General features: G+C 68.3%; 6 protein-coding genes. 3 read left to right on the plus strand and 3 right to left on the minus strand.

The features are described 5' to 3' along the window. Positions 1-164: 164 nt before the first annotated feature. From A6P39_RS43160 to A6P39_RS43170, 3 genes are all read right to left on the minus strand, one after another. Positions 165-13,808, minus strand: a complete 13,644-nt coding sequence (locus tag A6P39_RS43160) for a non-ribosomal peptide synthetase (protein ID WP_275884016.1) — start codon at positions 13,806-13,808, stop codon at positions 165-167. A gap of 314 nt (positions 13,809-14,122) precedes the next feature. Beyond that, the gene (locus A6P39_RS43165; RefSeq protein ID WP_275884405.1) at positions 14,123-14,335 is read right to left on the minus strand and encodes an MbtH family protein; all 213 of its coding nucleotides are present in this window, start codon (positions 14,333-14,335) and stop codon (positions 14,123-14,125) included. 459 nt (positions 14,336-14,794) lie between these two features. Continuing rightward, a complete protein-coding gene (locus A6P39_RS43170; RefSeq protein ID WP_275884017.1) occupies positions 14,795-15,697 on the minus strand; it encodes a TIGR03619 family F420-dependent LLM class oxidoreductase in 903 nt (300 codons plus the stop codon). Between the two features lie 497 nt (positions 15,698-16,194). On the opposite strand from A6P39_RS43170, the gene A6P39_RS43175 reads away from it, so the two are divergent. The 3 genes from A6P39_RS43175 (at position 16,195) to A6P39_RS43185 (ending at position 19,271) form a co-directional block, all read left to right on the plus strand. Continuing rightward, on the plus strand, positions 16,195-17,031 hold the full coding sequence (locus A6P39_RS43175) for an alpha/beta fold hydrolase (RefSeq protein WP_275884018.1): 837 nt from the start codon (positions 16,195-16,197) through the stop codon (positions 17,029-17,031). 118 nt (positions 17,032-17,149) lie between these two features. After that, positions 17,150-17,509 (plus strand): nuclear transport factor 2 family protein, encoded by a 360-nt coding sequence (locus tag A6P39_RS43180; protein ID WP_275884019.1) that lies wholly within the window; start codon positions 17,150-17,152, stop codon positions 17,507-17,509. Positions 17,510-18,071: 562 nt separating this feature from the next. Beyond that, positions 18,072-19,271 (plus strand): NAD(P)/FAD-dependent oxidoreductase, encoded by a 1,200-nt coding sequence (locus A6P39_RS43185; protein WP_275884020.1) that lies wholly within the window; start codon positions 18,072-18,074, stop codon positions 19,269-19,271.

Genomic DNA, 19,271 nt, shown 5'->3' on the forward strand with positions numbered 1-19,271 from the left:
CTGTGGCGACCCTCGACCACGGTGCTGGGACCTGGGCACCGACCGGGGGGCCGCCGAGGTCGCCCGCGCGGCCACCGTGGACGGCGCCGTCGACATCCTCGTAAACAACGCGGGCTCCTACTCCTGCGGCGGCCGGTATCACGAACGCCGGCAGCTCCTGCCCGTCATCGCGGCTTGCCGGCGCGAGCCCACCTGTCGACGGCCTCCCAGATCTTTTCCAGGTGTTCTGGAAGTACGACGTCGTGATGCCCACATGCCACCCTGAGTTCTTCGATGCGCCCGGTGATGGCCGACGCCCACTCCTCCGCAGGGTCGACATGTGAGGGTTTGTCAGCGGTGGCCAGTACGAGGAAGGCGTCTCCCTCGTACCGTCGGGGAACGTGCGTCAGATACAGTTGACCGTTGTTCAGGATGATTTTTCTCGCGATGGCGAACTCTTCGTCGGTCAATTGCACTGGATTGGCCCGGATGTAGGCGTCCAGGTTTTCGAGTCTGAATCCGTTTCCTGCCGGATTCTCTCCCGGCCCAGGTTCGACGGTGTCCATCGACCCGTCCCGTTCCGCTCTCTGGTTCCGCCGTTCCACTTCAAGGGAGGGAAACGAATCCAGCAGAACAAGGAAGTCGATACGCTCACCCGCTTCCTGGAGCTGGACCGCGATCTCCTGGGCTATGACCCCTCCGAGGGACCAGCCCAGAAGGCGATAAGGCCCGGACGGCTGGATGGCCCGCATCTCCTGTACGTACTGGGTCGCCATGTCCCGTAGAGAGCCGGGAAGAGGGCTGGAGTCGTAGAAGCCGCGGGCCTGCAGCCCGTAGATCGGGACCGAGGCGGGGACATGGCGTGCGAGAGGCGCGTAGGCCCAGCTGAGTCCGGCGAGGGGGTGCACGCAGAACAGTGGGTTGTCCGTGCCCGTGGTGCGGATGGGGAAGACCGTACGGAAGGCTTCCCATTGCGTCGACGGCCCCAGCCGGGGGGCGAGTTCCGCGACGGTCGGGGCGGCGAAGAGGGCACGGAAGGGCACGTCGACATGCATCCTGTCCCGGATCACCGTGAGAAGCCGGGCCACGAGCAGCGAATGACCACCCAGTTCGAAGAAGGAGTCGTGAATACCTGGCCGGGGGATGTCGAGTACCTCGGCGAACAACTGACAGAGGATTTCCTCACGCGGGTTCCGCGGCTCACCCGACGGCGTCAAGTCCTTGAAGTCGGCGGACGGGAGCGCGTTCCGGTCGACCTTTCCGTTGGCCGTGAGCGGCATCTCATCGAGGATGAGGATTCGGGCGGGCAGCATGTAGGCCGGGAGAACGCCGGCCAGCTCCTTGCGTATGACCTCCTCGCGGATATCCGGTCCCGGCACGGGGACCACGTACGCGATGAGGACACGGCTTCCGGCGCTGTCCTCCTGTACGGCGACGACGGCCTGTTGCACAGGGGCCAGGGAGGCCAGGGAACTCTCCACCTCTTCGGGTTCCACCCGGAACCCGCGAATTTTGACCTGCCGGTCCGTGCGTCCCAGGAACTCCAGTTGTCCGTGGTGACCCCAGCGCACCACATCGCCCGTGCGGTACATTCTGCCGCCGTCCCGGCTGTAGGGGTCGGCGATGAACTTTTCCGCCGTCAGCCCGGGACGGTTCAGGTAGGCGCGCGCCAGCCCTGAACCCGCCACGTACAGTTCGCCCTTCACACCCGGCGGGCACAGGTTCAGATGCCGGTCGAGCACGTAGGTCCGGGTGCCCGGGACAGGCCTGCCGACGGGGATGCCCGCGGTGTGCTCCGTGTCCTCGACGCGCACCGCGTGCGTCGTCGAGAACGTGGTGTTCTCCGTGGGCCCGTAGCCGTTGGTGAGCTTCAGGGCAGGCAGGCGCCTCAGAAGGGCGTGGCAGTGGGAGGGCGAGAGGACATCGCCCCCGGCCAGCAGGTGGCGTACGCCGAGGAAGATCTCCGGGTCGGCGTCCACCATTTCGTGGAAGAGACCTGCCGTGAGCCAGCAGACGGTGACGTGATGACGAGAGAGGAAGTGCTTGAGTTCCACCGATCCCATCTGCGAGGTCGAGGGCAGGGCCAGCCGGGCTCCGTTGAGCAGCGCTCCCCAGATCTCGAACGTCGCGGCGTCAAAGGAGACGGAGGCGAGTTGAGCGACCGTGTCACCCGGTTCGACCGCGACGCGGTCGGCGTCCCTCACCAGCCTCACCACCGCCCTGTGGGGGATGACGGTGCCCTTGGGCCGGCCGGTGGAGCCGGAGGTGTAGAAGATGCAGGCGGGATGATCGGGCCGGAGCGGTGCGGTGCGGTCGTGGTCGGTCAGCTCGGTGTCGGGTTCGTGGCGCAGCAGATCCGGATCGTCGAGGTCGAGCATGGGAACGTCCAGTTCCGGCAGGCCGGTGCGCAGGGCTCGGGTGGTCAGCAGAAGAACGGGGCGGGCGTCCTCGGCCATGTGCGTGATGCGGTGGGCGGGGTAGGACGGGTCGAGCGGCAGGTAGGCTCCCCCGGCTTTCACGACGGCCAGCAAAGCGGCGACCAGCAGCGGCGAGCCGTCCAGGGCGATCGCGACCGGACTCTCCGGCCCGACCCCGTGCCGGACGAGCAGCCGGGCCAGCCGGTTGGCGCGCGCGTTCAGGTCCCGGTAGGTCCACTGCGTGCCCTGGTGGACCACGGCCGGTGCGTCGGGCGTGAGAGCCGTTCGCTGCTCGAACAGCTCGGCCATGGTGGCCGCCGAGTTGGAGGGCGAGGCGGTGTGGTCCGGGCCCGTGCCGGCGGCGAGGATCCGCCGGCGGTCGGCGTCGCCGAGCACCGGCAGCCGGTGCAGCGGCAGATCGGGGGTGTTCTTCAGGGCGGTGATCAGTCCGCCGACGGCGTCCACGAGCAGGGTGGCGACCATGTCGGCGTCGACAGGCTCCACCACGTGGACGGTGACGGAGAATCCGGTGGTGAGGTCGTCGACGGACACGGTGAGTGGGTAGTTGTTCCGCTCCTGTGAGAACAGCACCTCCACACCGTCCAGCGCCGCGTGCCCGACGGACTGACCGGTGTACCGGTAGTTGAACAGCGAGGTGAAGAGCGGGCTCTGCGGTGGCAGACCGCTGGCCTGCTGGGCCACCGCCAGCGGGGCGTGCTCGTGCACGACGATGTCGGCCAGACGGCGCCGCATGGTCGTAAGGGCCCCGGTCACGCTGTCCGTGCCGGTGTCCATCCTGACCGGCAGTGTGTTGATGAACAGGCCGGGGACCCGATCCGCTCCTATCCCTCCCTGCGTCCGCCCGAACAGCAGCGTGCCGAACACGACGTCGTCCCGGGCCGATGTCGCCGCGACTACCCGGGCCCAGGCCACATGGAACAGGACGGCCGGGCTGACACCCAGCGTGCGTGCGGTCTCCCGCACCCGCCCGGCCAGGGCCGGATCCAGGGCCTGTGACGCCTCCCGGACGGTGGAACCGTCACCTCGGACATCGACCAGGCCGAACGGAGCTGTCGGCTCGGTGACATCGGCCAGAAGCCCACGGAAGAACCTCTCGTGCTCCTCGCGGGACGTCTGCAGCCGCGCCCGTGTCACGAACTCGCGGAACGGGACAGGAGCCAGAAGCCGGTCTTCCCTGCCGTCCATGAACGCCGCGATCTCGCCCATCAGTACCTCGAGACCCGTGTGATCCTGGATCAGGTGGTGCACCTGTACCAGGGCCGGCCAGCGGCCTTCCACCGGCTCACGGGTCACCGTCACACGCAGCAGTGGCGCCTGGCCGAGATCCAGACGGGATCCCGCGGCGGCCAGAAGCCCGTCGACGACGTCCGCACAGCCGCCGGGCAGGGTCACCTCACGTACCGGCACCGCGGCCTCGCGGAGTACCACCTGCAGGGGCTCTCGCAGGCCTTCCCACACCATCGCCGTGCGCAGCACGTCATGCCGGTCCACCACGCGCTGCAACGCGGCGATGAAGCCCGACCGCTGTTCACGTGTGGCGAAGGCCAGCACGGTCGGCAGCACATACACGTCTCTGCCGTCGTCCGCGGCCATCAGAGAGTGGAAGAACATTCCCTCCTGCAGGGGTGCCAGCGGATACGCGTCCGCGACGTTCTCCGCACCACCGGGAACCTGCCGCGCCACCGTCGTGGACTCGGCCGCCGTCAGGTCCGCCAGCACGAACGTGCCCGGCTCAGCCGTGCCCACGGCACGCGCAGAAGCAAGATCCTCCGTCTCGGCCAGTACGGTGCTCGCCGCGGCGAGGCCCGCCACAGTCGGGGACACGAACAGGCTTCGGACGTCGACGGCGATGCCTCGTTCCCGAAGTCTCTCGATCAAAGTGACCGCGGCCAGCGAGTGCCCGCCCACTTCGAAGAAGGAGTCGTGGATGCCGATGTGCGGAAGGCCGAGCACGTCGGCGAACACCTCGCACAGCAACTCCTCCCTCGCGTCGCGCGGTTGGTGCCCTGCGCCGAGGTCGGCGAGATCCGGGGCAGGGAGGGCCTTGCGGTCGAGCTTGCCGTTCACCGTCAGCGGCAGCGCCTCGACCACCATCACCAGCGGCACCATGTACGAGGGCAGCAGGTGCGCGAGATGCCTGCGCAGACTCTCGCCGTCCACACCGGCGGCGGGGTCCACCACCGCGTAGGCCACGAGCCTGCGGTCCTTCGAGGGTTCCTCCCACACCACGGCCGCCGACTGCGCCACGCCGGGGTGTGAGGCCAACGCTGCCTCGAGTTCACCGAGTTCTATCCGAAAACCGCGGATCTTGACCTGGTCGTCGGTCCGCCCCAGATACTCCAGCTCGCCCTCGTCGTTCCACCGCGCGAGATCGCCTGTCCGGTACATCCGATCACCCGGACGCCCGAACGGGTCCGCCACGAAGCGCTCGGCCGTGAGCCCGGGCCGGCCCACATATCCCAGCGCCACACCACGACCTCCCACATACAGCTCACCCGCGACACCGGCTGGACACGGCCGCATCCCGGCGTCCAGAACATAGGCGCGCATACCGGGAACGGGGCGTCCGATCGGGCTGCCGTGGCTGGCCTGGCCGGCGGTGAACGCGCTGAGGGAGAGGTGACTGACGTGCACCGTTGTCTCGGTGATGCCGTACATGTTCACCAGTCGCGGGGCATCCTCGGCGTGGCGGCCGTACCACTGTCCGAGCCGTGACGTGTCGAGTGCCTCTCCTCCGAAGATCAGCAGACGCAGAGCGAGTTCGCCGCTGGTCCGCGGTTCCTGGGCGTCTGCCAGATCCAGCTGGTAGAACGCGCTGGGTGTCTGGTTGAGGACGGTGACTCGTTCGCGGGCGAGGAGGCGCAGGAAGTCCCGGGGGGAGCGGGAGGTGTCGAACGGAACGACGACGAGTCGGCCGCCATGGACCAGGGCCCCCCAGATCTCCCACACCGAGAAGTCGAAAGCGAAGGAGTGGAACCAGGCCCACACGTCGTCGCTGGTGAACCGGAAGAGGGTCCGTGTGGAGCGCAGCAGGCCGGTCACGTTCGTGTGGGTGACAAGCACTCCCTTCGGCCTGCCCGTGGAGCCGGACGTGTAGATCGCGTAGGCGGGGTGTCCGGGAGTGAGTGCGGCCGTACGCTCGGCGTCGGTGACGTCGCTCGCCTCGGCCTTGCCGCAGAACTCCGTCGTCGTCGCGTCGTCCAGGTCGATGCGGCGCAGGCCGCCGGAACGGGGCAGCGAGACGGCCGTGGCGGAGTGGGTGATCACGAGGGTGGCGTGCGCGTCGTTCAGCGTGTACGCGATGCGGTCGGCCGGATAGCCGGGGTCCAGGGGAAGGTAGGCCGCGCCGGCCTTCATCACCGCGAGGGCCGCGGTGACCAGATGCTCGGACCGCTCGAGAGCGATGCCTACGAGATCTCCGGGACCGGCACCCTGGTCGATCACCAGCCGCGCCAGGCGATTGGCCCGGTCGTTGAGTTCACCGTAGGTCAGTTCCTGTCCGTCGTGCACCACGGCGACCGCGTCGGGGGTCCTGGCCGCCTGCCGCTCGATCAGCCCGGCCAGCGTGGTGCCGGGCTCGGGTGCGTCGTCGGGACGTGGGCTTGGAATCCGTGGCCGCTCCGCCGCCTCCAGCAGGTCGGTCTCGCCGATAGGCGAGCGGGGCTCGGCGGTCAGCTGATCGAGGACGCGTACGAATCGTCTGACGACGGTCCGCGCGGAGGCTTCCGTGAAGAGGTCCGTGGCATAGGTCAGGGTACCGACGAGGTCTCCGGGATCCCCGTTGCCGGCGGCCGCTTCACGCAGCTCGAATGTCAGATCGAGCTTGGCCGGGGTGTGTCCGGTCGGCAGGAGGCGAGCCGTGACCGCGGGAAGGTCGACGACGGCTTCGCCGTGGTTCTGTAGCAGAAGCATCACCTGGAACAGGGGATGTACGGCGGTGGAGCGCTCGGGGGCCAGGTCCTCCACAAGGTCCTCGAACGGCAGGTCCTGGTTGGCGAGAGCGCCCAGCACCACGCCTCGCGTGCGTTCGAGCAGATCGAGGAACGAGGGCTGCCCACTCAGATCGTGCCTGAGCACCAGGGTGTTGATGAAGGGGCCGATGAGGGAGTCGAGCTGTTCGTCCATGCGTCCGGCCACCGCGGTGCCGATGGGGACGTCGCTGCCGGCGCCCAGGCGTGACAGCAGAACGGCCAGTGCCGCTTGGAGGATCATGAAGGGGGTGACGTCCCGGGACCGGGCGAGCTGTGCCACGCGCCGGTGCACCGCGGCGGGAACGCGAATGTCGACGTTGCCGCCCCGGTGGCTGGCGGTGGCGCGGCGTGAACGCCGCGACGGCAGCGTCGTCTCTCGTGGACTGTTCTTCAGCACCTCGCGCCAATAGACCAGTTGCCGCGACCGCAGGCTGGCAGGATCGTCGGGCTCACCGAGCAGTTCGGGCTGCCACAAGGCGTAGTCCGTGTACTGCACCGGCAGATCCTCCCAGGCCGGCTCCCCGCCATGAACGCGGGCGGTGTAGGCCACCGAGACATCCTGCGCCAGGACCGCCATCGACCAGCCGTCACTGGCCATGTGGTGCACGTTCAGGACGAGGACCCAGACGTCGTCCCGCACGCCGAGGAGGGTGACGCGCAACGGGCCCTCGGCCGACAGGTCGAACCGGTGGTGCGTCGCCTTCTCGATCCGTGCGGTCACTTCCGCGTCGCCGAAGGGCCCGGCCTCCACCGTCAGTACGGAGCCGCCGGCGCCTGCCGGCAGCAGACGCTGCCGGGGTTCACCACCGGTCGCCTCGATGACGGTCCGCAAGATCTCGTGACGTTCCACCACGTCGTGGAGTGCGGCCCGGAGAGCCGGTACGTCCAGGGGCCCCTCGAGCCGTATCGCCGCCGAAACGTTGTACGTGGCGCTGGGCCCTTCCAGCTGCCCGAGGAACCAGAGCCTGCGCTGGGCTGGTGACAGGGGCGCACGTACGGGGCGCGGGCGGCGCGACAGCGGGGCGCGCTGCCGGGTGAGAAGGCCGGTCAGACGGCCGGCCAGGGCCGCCGCGGTGGGGTGCGCGAAGATGTCAGCCAGGGGCAGCTCCGTCCCTGTCACGGCCCGGATACGGCTGGCAAGGCGGGTCGCCAGCAGGGAGTGGCCTCCCAGGTCGAAGAAGGAATCGTGGATGCCGACCCGGGCCAGGCCCAACAGGTCGGCGAAGGCCGCGCACAGGAACTCCTCCTGTGCGCTGCGGGGCTCGTCCTGTGATGTCAGTGCGTCGAAGTCGGGCTCGGGCAAGGCCCGTCGGTCGAGCTTTCCGTTGGCCGTCATGGGCATCGCGTCCAGGACCACCACGGCGGCGGGCACCATGTACCCGGGCAGTCTCCGGGCGACATGGGCCCGCACGTCGGCATGACGGAGACCGTCCGAGCCGTCCGCCGCTGTGACGTAGCCGATGATCCGTCGTTCACCGCTGTGGTCCTCGCGGACGACGGCTGCCGCCTGGGCCACGTCCGGGTGCGTGAGCAGTGCCGCCTCGACCTCGCCGGGCTCGATCCGGAAGCCGCGGATCTTCACCTGGTCGTCCGTGCGTCCCAGATACTCCAGCTGGCCGTCGCTGTTCCACCGCACCACGTCTCCGGTGCAGTACATCCGCTCGCCCGGAGCGCCGTACGGGCAGGCCACGAACCGCTCCGCGGTCAGCCCCGGCCGGTTCAGGTAGCCCTGCGCCAGTTGCGCGCCGGCGAGATACAGCTCGCCCGCCGCCCCCAGCGGTACCGGTGACAGGCCGTGATCCAGCACGTACACCCGCATGTCCCAGACGGGTCGACCGATCGGCACCGCTCCCGCACCGTCCACATCGCCCGCACGGACCCTGTAGGCCACGCAGCCGACAGCGGCTTCGGTCGGACCGTACTCGTTGACGACCGTCACATCCGGACGCGTCGCACGCAACCACTGCAGATGCCCGCCCGTCAGCCCTTCACCGCCGAGCACCAGTTCACCCACCGGAAGGCAGGCGTCGCTGCCACCGGACATCGAGGCCAGATGACTTGGTGTCGCCTTCAGGAAGCTCAGTGTCCGTCCGGCAGGAGGTTCCTCCTGGACGTCCCCGACGTGCAGCGAGCCTCCACTGGTCAGCGTCCCGAACAAGGCGGTCACGGTCAGATCGAACGCCGGCGAGGAATGCAGCACCGTCGAACCCGTCAGACCCGGATAGGCGTGCTGCGCCCAAGCGAGGTAACGGGTCACAGCCCCATGACTGACCACCACGCCCTTGGGACGTCCGGTCGACCCCGATGTGTAGATCACATACGCCGGATGGGCGGGCAGCAGCCGGCCACCCCGGTCACGGGTGGTCAGGTCACCATCGCCGCAGGACGCCAGAGGAGCGGCGATCGCCTGGTCGTCGACCAGGACCCGGGCGGCGTCACCGGGCAGGGCCGCGGCCGTACCGGTGGAGGCGAGCACCAGAGCGGGTGCGCAATCCTCGAGGACGTAGCTCAGACGGTCGGCGGGGTATGCCGGATCGACGGGAACGTAGGCGGCACCGGTCTTCAAGACGGCGAGCAGGGCGACGACCAGCTCCACCGACCGGTCCAGCAGCACGGCGACGCGGTCTTGCGGGCCCACACCCGCACCGACCAGAAGCCGGGCCAGCCGATTGGCCCGCGCGTTCAGCTCCGCGTACGTCAGGCGGAGGTCCCCGGACACCACAGCGGGTGCGGTCGGCGTTCTGGCCGCCTGAGCCTCGATCAACTCGGCAAGGGTCGCCGCGGGGACGTCCTGCCGGTTGTCGTTGAGTGTGTGCAGGATGTGCTCACGCTGAGCCGCGTCGAGTGTGCTGACATCGCGGAGCGGGGTGGCCGGCGCGGTCTGAAGCGCCGCGGTCAGGCCGTCCACCGCATTGGCCAGCAGCGCGGCCACAGCCCTGGGGCCGACCGGCACGGTGGTCTGGCTCACCAGCGTGAAGCCGCTCCCGGTGTCGTCCACGTTGACACTCACCGGATAGTTCGTGCGCTCCTGCGCATGGCGGAACTCGACCCCGCGCAGGGAGACCGCCGTGCCTTCGCCGCTGGTGTGCCGGTAGTTGAGCAGCGAAGTGAACAGGGGCGTCTGCGCCGGAACACCACTGGCCTGCTGTGCGAGGGCCAGCGGGGCATGCTCGTGCGGCAGCAGGTCCGCCAGCTGCCGCCGCATGCCCTCCACCGCTTCCAGCACACTCACCCCGGCGATGTCGGCGCGCGCCGGAAGCGTGTTGATGAACAGCCCTGGTACTCGATCGGCTCCGGCACCGGCGTCCATACGGCCGAACAGGACCGTACCGAACACCACGTCGTCCCGCCCCGACGTCGCCGCGACCACACGGGCCCACGCCACATGGAACAACACCGCGGGGCTCGTCCCAAGGCGCCTGGCCTGCTCCCGCACCCGTCGCGCCACTCCATCGTCCAGCGGCATACGGGCCTCCGACACACGCCGCCCGTCACCGTGCACATCCAGCACACCGAACGGCGCCGTCGGCTCCGACACGTCACCCACCAACGCGGCGAAGAAGCGCTCATGCTCCGTGAGCGGCACTCCCAGTCGCGCCCGCGCCACGAAGTCGCGGAACGGCAGCGGCTGGGGCAACACCTCCTCGCGCCCCTCCAGGACAGCGGCGATCTCACCGAGGAGAACTTCCAGCGCGGTGTGATCCTGGATCAGGTGGTGGACCTGCAGCAGCAGCCACCAGCGCTCCTGCCCCGGCTGCCGCGCCACGTGAGCACGCACCAGCGGAGCCTCGGACAGATCCATGCGTGCTGGACACGCCTGCTGCAGCCACTCCACCACGGCCGCTTCCCGCACCACCGTGTCCGGCACGATCACCTCCTCGACCGGCAGCACGGCGGCCCGCGTCACGACCTGGACCGGCTCTTGGATCCCCTCCCGGACAAAGGCGGTCCGCAGGACGTCATGACGGTCGATGATCCGCTGCACCGCGGCCAGAAACGCATCGAGCCGAGCCCGGTCGTCCGCGATCAGCAGCGCGGGCAGGACATACGGGTCAGGCCCCTCCGCGCCCTTGAGTACGGAATGGAAGAAGACGCCCTGTTGCAAGGGGGCCAGAGGGTAGATGTCAGCGATGTTCGCGGCACCACCCGGTACCGCGGCACAGACCCGCTCGATCTCCTCGCGGGTCAGACCGGCCAGGGGCACCATCTCGGGCGTGATCCGCGTCGTCCCCGTGGGAACACCCGGCCCCGCGGGCACCTCGCGCAGCCCGTCTCTCTCCAGCGCGGAGGTGGCCACATCTGCCACCGTCGCAGCGGTGAAAAGGGTCCGCACATCGATGGCGATCCCGTGTTCACGTGCACGCTCGACCAGTGCCACCGCGAGGAGGGAGTGTCCGCCGAGTTCGAAGAAGTTGTCGTCGGGGGCGACCGCGGGGACTTCGAGGACTTCGGCGAACAGGGCGCACAGGCGCGCCTCCCGTTCGTCGGCCGGTTCACGACCTGAGCCGGTGAGGGGGAGTTGCGGCGCGGGCAGGGCCTTGCGGTCGAGCTTGCCGTTGACCGTCACCGGCATGGCGTCGAGTACCACGACCGCGGACGGAACCATGTACGCGGGCAGCATCGCGGTCAGGTCAGCACGGACCCTGCCGGCATCCGGGGTGCCGGCCTCACGCGTCGGCACGAAGTAGGCGACGAGGCGCTTGCCGCCGGGCCCGTCCTCGCGGACGACGGCTGCCGCCTGGGCCACGTCCGGGTGCGTGAGCAGTGCCGCCTCGATCTCGCCGGGTTCGATCCGGAAGCCGCGGATCTTCACCTGGTCGTCCGTGCGTCCCAGATACTCCAGCTGGCCGTCGCTGTTCCACCGCACCACGTCTCCGGTGCGGTACATCCGCTCACCCGGAGCGCCGTACGGGTCGGCCACGAACCGCTCCGCGGTCAGCCCCGGCCTCCCGTGATAACCACGTGCCAGCTGAACACCCGCCAGGTACAGCTCCCCGGCCGCTCCCTCGGGTACCGGCTGCAGCCGTCGGTCCAGTACATAGACCCACGTGTTCCACACCGGACGACCGATCGGAACCACACCCACGGCACCGGCGTCGTCCGGCTGACAGGTCCAGGCCGTCACATCGATGGACGCCTCCGTCGGACCGTACAGATTGTGCAGAGGGACACCGAAGCGAGACAGGAAACGGTCCCGAAGCTCCGCCGACAGCGCCTCACCGCTGCTGACGACGGCCCGCAACGACGGCACGGAACACCCCGAGGTCTCAGCCGCGGTGATGAAAGCGCTCAGCATCGACGGCACGAAGTGCGCGACGGTGACCCGCTCACGCCCCATCAGATCAGCGAGGTAGTCCGGATCACGGTGTCCGCCGGGCGCCGCCACCACCAAAGCGGCCCCTTCGACCAGTGGCCAGAAGAACTCCCACACCGACACGTCGAAACCGAACGGCGTCTTCTGCAGAACCCGGTCACTCGCACCAAGCCCGTACTCGTGCTGCATCCACGCGAGACGGTTCACCACACCGGCATGCGCTATCGCCACACCCTTCGGCCTGCCCGTCGATCCCGACGTGTACATCACGTAGGCCGGATGCGCCGGCATCAAGCGCGCACTGCGGTCATCATCCGTCAGATCACCGTCGCCGAAACACTCCGCGCCTGCCACGGTGACCGGATCATCGACCACCACACAGGCGAGGTCGTCCGGCACGACCCCGGCTGTCCCGCTCGACGCCACCGCCAGAGCGGGCGCCGCATCCTCCACGAGCTGTCCCACGCGGTCAGCCGGGTACCCCGGGTCGATGGGCACGTAGGCCGCACCGGTCTTCAGAACGGCGAGCAGAGCGACGACCAGCTCCACCGACCGTTCCATCACTATGGCGACACGGTCCTCCGGACCCGCACCCTGGGCAGCCAGAAGCTGAGCCAGCCGATTCGCCCGCCCGTTCAACTGGGCATACGTCAGCTGTTCCCCGTCGAAGATCAACGCACAGGCGTCGGGCTGCTTCGCGGCGCGACGCTCGAACAGCTCCGGCAGGGTGGCGTCGGCCAGGTCGACGGCAGTGCCTTCCCCCTGCACCAGCAGCCGCTGCCGCTCGGCCGCACCGACCACCTCCCACTTCCCGACGATGTCATCGGGTTCCGCCTCGGCCAGCCACGCCAGCGCGTGCCGGAAGTGTCCGGCCAGACGCCCTCCCCTGTCCTCACCGGACGCGGTGGCACGGGTGTCCACCGCGACGGTGACCGGATGGTCCGGCCGGCTCTGCTGAACGGTTATCGACAGATCGTGGAAGCCACCTGCCGACAGGCCGTGCATCTCGACCGTGACGTCGTCGAAACGGACGTCGTAGTCGAAGAGCATCACGTTGACCACAGCGGAGAACAGCCCTTGCCCGACGAGACGGAGATCTCGGAGGATGTCCTCGTAGCGGTAACGGTCATGCCGGAGAGCAGCGCGCAGTGTCTGCGCGACATGGCGAACGAATTCCGTCACCGACTGTCCTGGCCGTACACGGATCCGGACGGGCAGGATGTTGGACATCATGCCCGGAATGCCCAGCTCCAGACTCCCTCTGCGGCCGAGAACCGGAATGCCCAGAACCACCTCCTCCGTGCCCGTGAGGCTGGCGACGCTCACCGCCGCGGCAGCGACGAGCACAGCGGAGAAGCCGGTCCGCATACGCCGCGCCGAAGTCCTGAGAGCCCCCGCGACCGCGGGCTCGATCACATCCGACACCCGGACCGAACCACGTGTCGAGCCGGGCCCCGCGTCAGCGGCACGGGCCGGGATCTCGGGAAGATCCGCGAACACACCACGCCAGAACTCCCGGTCCGCTTCGAACTCCCGCGATGCGCGGTACGCCGCGTCGCTTTTCATCAGCAGCACCGATGACTGGAAGGCACCTTCCTCGACAGAAGCCCCTCGCACCAGAGCCGTGTATATCTGCGCACAACGCGCCACCATCAGCGACCCGCTGTAACCGTCCCCGATCACATGGTGCACACGCTGATACCAGAAGTACCGGTTCTCGGCTGCCTTGAAGAGCGCCTGCGTGAAGAGCGGTCCTTCCAGAAGATCGACAGGACGGCCCAGGTCCTTGCGCATCCACGCCTCCGCGGCCGCACGCGGATCAGCCTCCCCGCTCACGTCCACGACGTCAGGACGCCACCCCGGATTCCGGGTGAACCGCTGACGGACCGAACCGTCCTCGGCGATCTCGAACCGTACGCGCGCCAGATCGGCCTCATCGATCAGCCTGCACAGCGCGGACACGAACAGGCCGACGTCCAGCCTGCCCCGGAGCTCCACATACTCCGCGATGTTGTATGCGGCGCTGCGCGGATCGAGGCGTTGGGCGTTCCACACCCCGAGCTGACCGGCCATCAGCTGCCATTCATCGCCTGCGTACTCGGCCATTGACTTCACCTGGGTCTTTTCGCTGGGGGAGGCCGATATCGCGTGCGAACCGACCGAGGGCACGTGATGGATCCCGAGGCCGCCGCGGACGAAAGCTGCGGATCGTGGAGCACGCAATGGCGGTATCCGAGTTGACGGACGGCCACCCGTGGGCAAGGGCGTGAGTCGCGAAAGTCGTCCGCAGCGCCCACACGTGTCCGGCGGCGCCGACCACGTCGTCGGCGGTACGCGACCATTCGGGTGGCACGAATGCCACCCGCGGATACCGCGCCTCGTCTCCGTCCGCCGATGTCAGGGGAGGCTCAGGCCACCAATCAGATGGTGTCCATGGCTTCAGCCAGGCTCCTGGGCCGCATATCGGTCCACGTGCGTTCGACGTATTCCAGACACTCGTGACGGGAGGCCTTCCCGAAAGCGATCTCCCACCCAGCTGGAACATCGACAAAGACCGGCCACAGCGAGTACTGCTGCTCCGCATTGACCAGTACGACGTACTCGGCGTCCCGGTCCTCGAACGGATTCGTCATCATGCGCCCCTGCTCGCTCTGGTGCTGTTCTGGTCATGCTACGTATTGCTGAGATACGTAATCGTGCTTCTTCAATTCAGCATACATGTGTCACTGTCACGGTATATGTCCGCAGTGCCCGGCACGAGGCCGCTGTTCTTACAGGTCGCAGTCCAACATGTGAACAGCCGCGGCGATGCCGACGGTTCACCGTCGGCGGCCGAGTCGTACGCGGGTGTCGATGTGGATGCGCCTGGGCTTGGAGCAGCGGCCTCGATGCGGGTCGCGGCGAACGACAGGGAGCCGTGCCGCCTCGACGCGGACGACAGCCAGGCCGTCCCGCCGGTGCGCAGCCGACGCGGACGGCCCTCCATCCATGACGCCGCGCCCTCGGACGCCGATGACATTTACCGTCTGCTCAGGGGCTGCACGCGTGGAGTGCGCGTCGTCGACGGAGTACGGACGCAGTGCGGGAGGTGCTCACCCCTTGGCCACGAGGCCGAGTACGTCGCGGGCATGGGTGATCGATCCGTCGACGGTCTCCACGTCGTACATCGAGTCGACCATGAAGTGGTCGATGCCCGTGCGCTCGTGCACCCGCTTGATGGTGTCGGCGACCTGGGCGGTCGCGGTGCCCGCGTCGATGTTCACGCGGAGTACCGTGTCGATCGCCTCCGGATCGCGGCCGGCTTCCCGGGCCATCCGGTCGATCAGGGAACGCTGGGCGAGAAGGCCTTCGATGTCGGCATAGCTGGGCACGACGCACAGCGGAAGCCAGCCGTCACCGCGCCGGGCCACCCGGCCGAGCGCACGCTCGGACAGCGCGCCCAGGTAGAACGGAGGCCGTGGTCTCCTGGCCGGCTTCAGCGGTGAGTGGTGCAGCGGGACGGACAGTTGGTTTCCCTCGTACTGTGCAGGGTCCCTGGTCCACAGCACTTCGAGAGCGTCGAGCAGCTCGTCCATGCGGGCGCCGCGGCGGCTGAAGTCAAGCCCGGCCGCCTGGTATTCCTCGGGGGACCAGCCGATGCCGAAACCGGGCAGCAGTCGGCCGCCGCTGATCAGATCGATGGTCGTCAGCGATCGCGCCAGCTGCACCGGCGGATAGAGCGGGGCGATGAGGACATGGCTGCCGAGCAGCACGCGCCGGGTCGCGGCCGCTGCGACGCCCAGCAGCACGAACGGGTCCGCGGCGGGATTGAGTTCCTCCGGGATGGTGGTGCCCTGGCCGCCGTAGCCGACGAGGGGGTTCACCGCCGCGAGGTTGCGGTCGCCCACCCACAGGCTGGCGGCTCCGGCTTCCTCGACGGCGGTGGCGAACTCCGCTGTCCGGGCGATGTCGAAGGCCTGACGGTGGAACTGTGGAAGCGCGAAACCTATCTGCATGGTGTCCTTCCTACGGAGCCAAAACGTGAGAACCTCGCCTGAGTGTTTCACACGTATCTGGCAGCTGGTGGTGCGAAGACCATGGTCAGCAACCACTCGCCTCGGTAACTCACAGACGGAGTCTCATGCGGTCCGAAGCATCGGGTCGTTGAGCCAGGCTCGCATTCCCGGCAACCGGAGTCCAGTCCTGATGTCAGCTGCTCAGTCATTTGACCGCAAGCATCACCGGAAGGCCGCCACGCGAACCAACGTTTCCCAAGGGGAAGCACATTTGGTCGGAGAGACGGCGATGTAGCAGATCGTATGGGAAGCGCCGAAGTTGAGTCATTGTACAGATGCGGGGGTCAGCGTCTTCTTGTCAGTCTGTACGCGTAAGGCCGAGCGTCACGGCGACGAAGCTGTTTCCCCGACTTGCCCCGGGCCGACGGCGCGACACCGATGGCGGTACGGGCTTGCGTAACTCAAGTTCAGTTCGCCACGTCCGAAATGAGGTCAGCATGCCGTTCATCACCGTGGGCCAGGAGAACACCGCCGACATCGAGCTGTACTACGAGGACCACGGGACCGGGCAGCCGGTGGTCCTCATCCATGGCTTCCCGCTCGACGGGCACTCGTGGGAGAAGCAGTCGGCCGCATTGCTGGGGGCTGGTTACCGGGTGATCACCTACGACCGCCGCGGCTTCGGCCAGTCGAGCCAGCCCACCACCGGGTACGACTACGACACTTTCGCCGCCGACCTCAACACCGTGCTGGAGACGCTGGACCTGCGCGACGCCGTCCTCGTCGGCTTCTCCATGGGGACCGGCGAGGCCGCGCGTTACCTGGGCACGTACGGCTCCTCGCGCATCGCCAAGGTCGCCTTCCTCGGTTCCCTGGAGCCCTGCCTGATCAAGAGTGAGGACAACCCGCAGGGGGCGGCGCCGGCGGAGTTCTTCCAGGGTGTCTCCGAAGCGGTGAAGGCCGACCGGTACGCCTACTACACCTCCTTCTACCAGGACTTCTACAACCTGGACGAAAACCTGGGCACACGTATCAGCGAGGAGGCGGTCCGCAACAGCTGGAACGTCGCGGCCGGCGGTGGCGCCCACGCTGCCGCGGCCGCACCGCTCACCTGGGGCACCGACTTCCGCCAGGACATTCCCAAGATCGACGTGCCGGCGCTCATCCTGCACGGCACGGGCGACCGGATCCTGCCGGTCGAAGCCACGGCACGACTCTTCCACAAGGCTCTTCCTTCGGCCGACTACGTGGAGATCGACGGTGCGCCGCACGGGCTGCTGTGGACCCATGCGCACGACGTGAACAAGGCACTGCTCGAGTTCCTGGCCAAGTGACGGCCGGCCTGCTCACTCCAGCAGGACTTTGACGTTTTACCTGTTCAGGGGTGGTTTGGGTGAGTGTGGTGGGCTGATTGCCAGCCCGTGTTCGCTTGCCCGGGCCGCCCCTCGACTCATGCACGACAACCAGCCCCGGACCATCACCCCGGACGACCTGCCCGAGGTGATCACCCGCTACCTCACAGCGCACCGCGCCCACGACACCGCCACCGCGGTCACGACGTTCACCGACGACGCCACAGTGATCGACGACGGCAACACCTACCAGGGCAGCGCCGCGATCGAGCAGTGGCTGGACCGATCCGCCACCGAATTCACCTACACCATCCACCTCACGAACGCCCAGCAGACCGACACGGCCCACTACATCGCCACACACCACCTCGAAGGCAACTTCCCCGGCGGCACCATCGATCTCCGCTATCGGTTCACGCTGCGCGACGACCTCATCGAACACCTCGCCATCGAACCCTGAGCCCGCTCCCACACCACCTATTCCCGGCCAGGGGAGAGGCCCCACCCACTCCAGACCGCCCCGTCCCAGCCCTCGTACCCATCCAGCCACCTGACCAAGAGCCAACCCTCAAGTTCGGCATCCACCCGCAGATCAGCACTTGCACGCCTGAGGAATCAAGGCGAGCAACTCCGGGGCCATCCTCAGCACAGGGTGAGGAGATTCAAAGGTCTCCATCACCCCGCGAGTTGACCCCGAACCGACGGGGCCATCCCCCGGAATCCGGGCACCGCACCCTCGGGTTCGCGCTGAAGAACCTTCAGTTTCCACGAACTCGTGGGCGTCTGTGCCCCGGACTCCTGTCCATGCCCCACCGTGCAAAGTAGCCACCGCGGCTCGACGGTGATCGGCATCAGATCAACCTCGTTCAGCTCGGTCTGCTTCTGTGCCGCCTCGGCGTCGCGAGCATCGTTGGGCGACGCTCCTGCCCCTCTGTGACCCATGCCACATGCGGTTGCTGTCAGGAGTCGGGGCGCTGTTCCGCTCAAGTCACCAGGAGCAAACGAACCGACAGGAGCATCACATGAGGCATCGCATCGTCGTCCTCGGCGCCGGCTATGCCGGGGCTTACGTGGCCGGGATGCTGGCCCGCCGGCTGTCCCCGGCGGATACCGAGATCATCGTGGTCAACGCCGAGCCGGACTTCGTCCAGCGGCTGCGGCTGCACCAGCTCGCGGCCGGCCAGGACATCGAGGCTCCACAGCTCGCCGGCGTCTTCGGGGGCACGGGGATACGGCTGCGCCTGGGCCTTGTTACCGCTGTCGACCCCGAGCGCCAGGTCGTCCACGTGGCCGACGCCGACGGCGGCGGCGAACTCGGATACGACACGCTTCTCTACGCGCTCGGCAGCCACGGCGACTGCGGCGCCGTCACCGGCGCGGCTGAGCACGCCTTCGACGTCGCCGCCAGGCCCTCGGCGCTGCGCCTGCGCGAGCGTCTGGACGGCCTGGGCAAGCGGGGCGAAGGCGGGAGTGTGCTGGTCGTCGGCGACGGGTTGACCGGCATCGAGACCGCCACCGAGATCGCCGAATCCCGGCCCCGCCTGTCGGTGGCGCTGATCGCCCGCGGCAAGCTGGGCGCCCGGCTCTCCGCCGGTGCCCGCAGCCACCTGCGCCAGGCCTGCGACCGGCTGGGCATCACAGTCCTGGAGCACACCGAGGTCGAAGCCGTCGAAGCGGCGCGAGTACTGTGCACCGACGGAATCGCCCTGGCGTCCGACGCGACCGTGTGGACGGCCGGGTTCGCGGTCAGCCCCATCGCCACCGCCGGCGGGCTGAAGGTCACCGAGAACGGTCGGATCGTCGTCGATCGCACCATGCGGTCGGTCTCGCACCCGAACGTCTACGCCGTCGGCGACAGCGCCTACGCCATCGGCGACAACGGCGGGCCGCTGCCGATGTCCTGCGCTTCGGCCGGCTACACCGGCATGCAGGCCACGGCCGCGATGGTGGGACACCTAACCGGCCGTAAAATCCCGAACACCAAACTGGAGTACCTGGGCAACCACATCAGCCTCGGGCGGCGGGACGGGATCCTGCAGATGGTCGACGACGAAGGGCAGGCGAAGCCGAAGCATGTGGGCGGCCGGAAGGCCGCGCGGATCAAGTCGGGCATCCTCAAGATGTCGCTGTGGACCACCTCGCACCCGACCTTCGGCCTGCCCAAGCGCAAGCGCCGCCTGGCCGTCCCGTCGGATGCGTCCGCCGAGAAGGCGTTCGCGTAG

It is taken from the genome of Streptomyces sp. FXJ1.172 (genome assembly GCF_001636945.3).
Classification (GTDB): domain Bacteria; phylum Actinomycetota; class Actinomycetes; order Streptomycetales; family Streptomycetaceae; genus Streptomyces.

Excerpts from the sequence above, each read along its gene's own strand:
- A6P39_RS43170 (WP_275884017.1), bottom strand. The coding sequence starts at position 15,697 with ATGCAGATAGGTTTCGCGCTTCCACAGTTCCACCGTCAGGCCTTCGAC.
- A6P39_RS43185 (WP_275884020.1), top strand. The coding sequence starts at position 18,072 with ATGAGGCATCGCATCGTCGTCCTCGGCGCCGGCTATGCCGGGGCTTAC.
- A6P39_RS43180 (WP_275884019.1), top strand. The coding sequence starts at position 17,150 with ATGCACGACAACCAGCCCCGGACCATCACCCCGGACGACCTGCCCGAG.
- A6P39_RS43165 (WP_275884405.1), bottom strand. The coding sequence starts at position 14,335 with ATGACGAATCCGTTCGAGGACCGGGACGCCGAGTACGTCGTACTGGTC.
- A6P39_RS43160 (WP_275884016.1), bottom strand. The coding sequence starts at position 13,808 with ATGGCCGAGTACGCAGGCGATGAATGGCAGCTGATGGCCGGTCAGCTC.
- A6P39_RS43175 (WP_275884018.1), top strand. The coding sequence starts at position 16,195 with ATGCCGTTCATCACCGTGGGCCAGGAGAACACCGCCGACATCGAGCTG.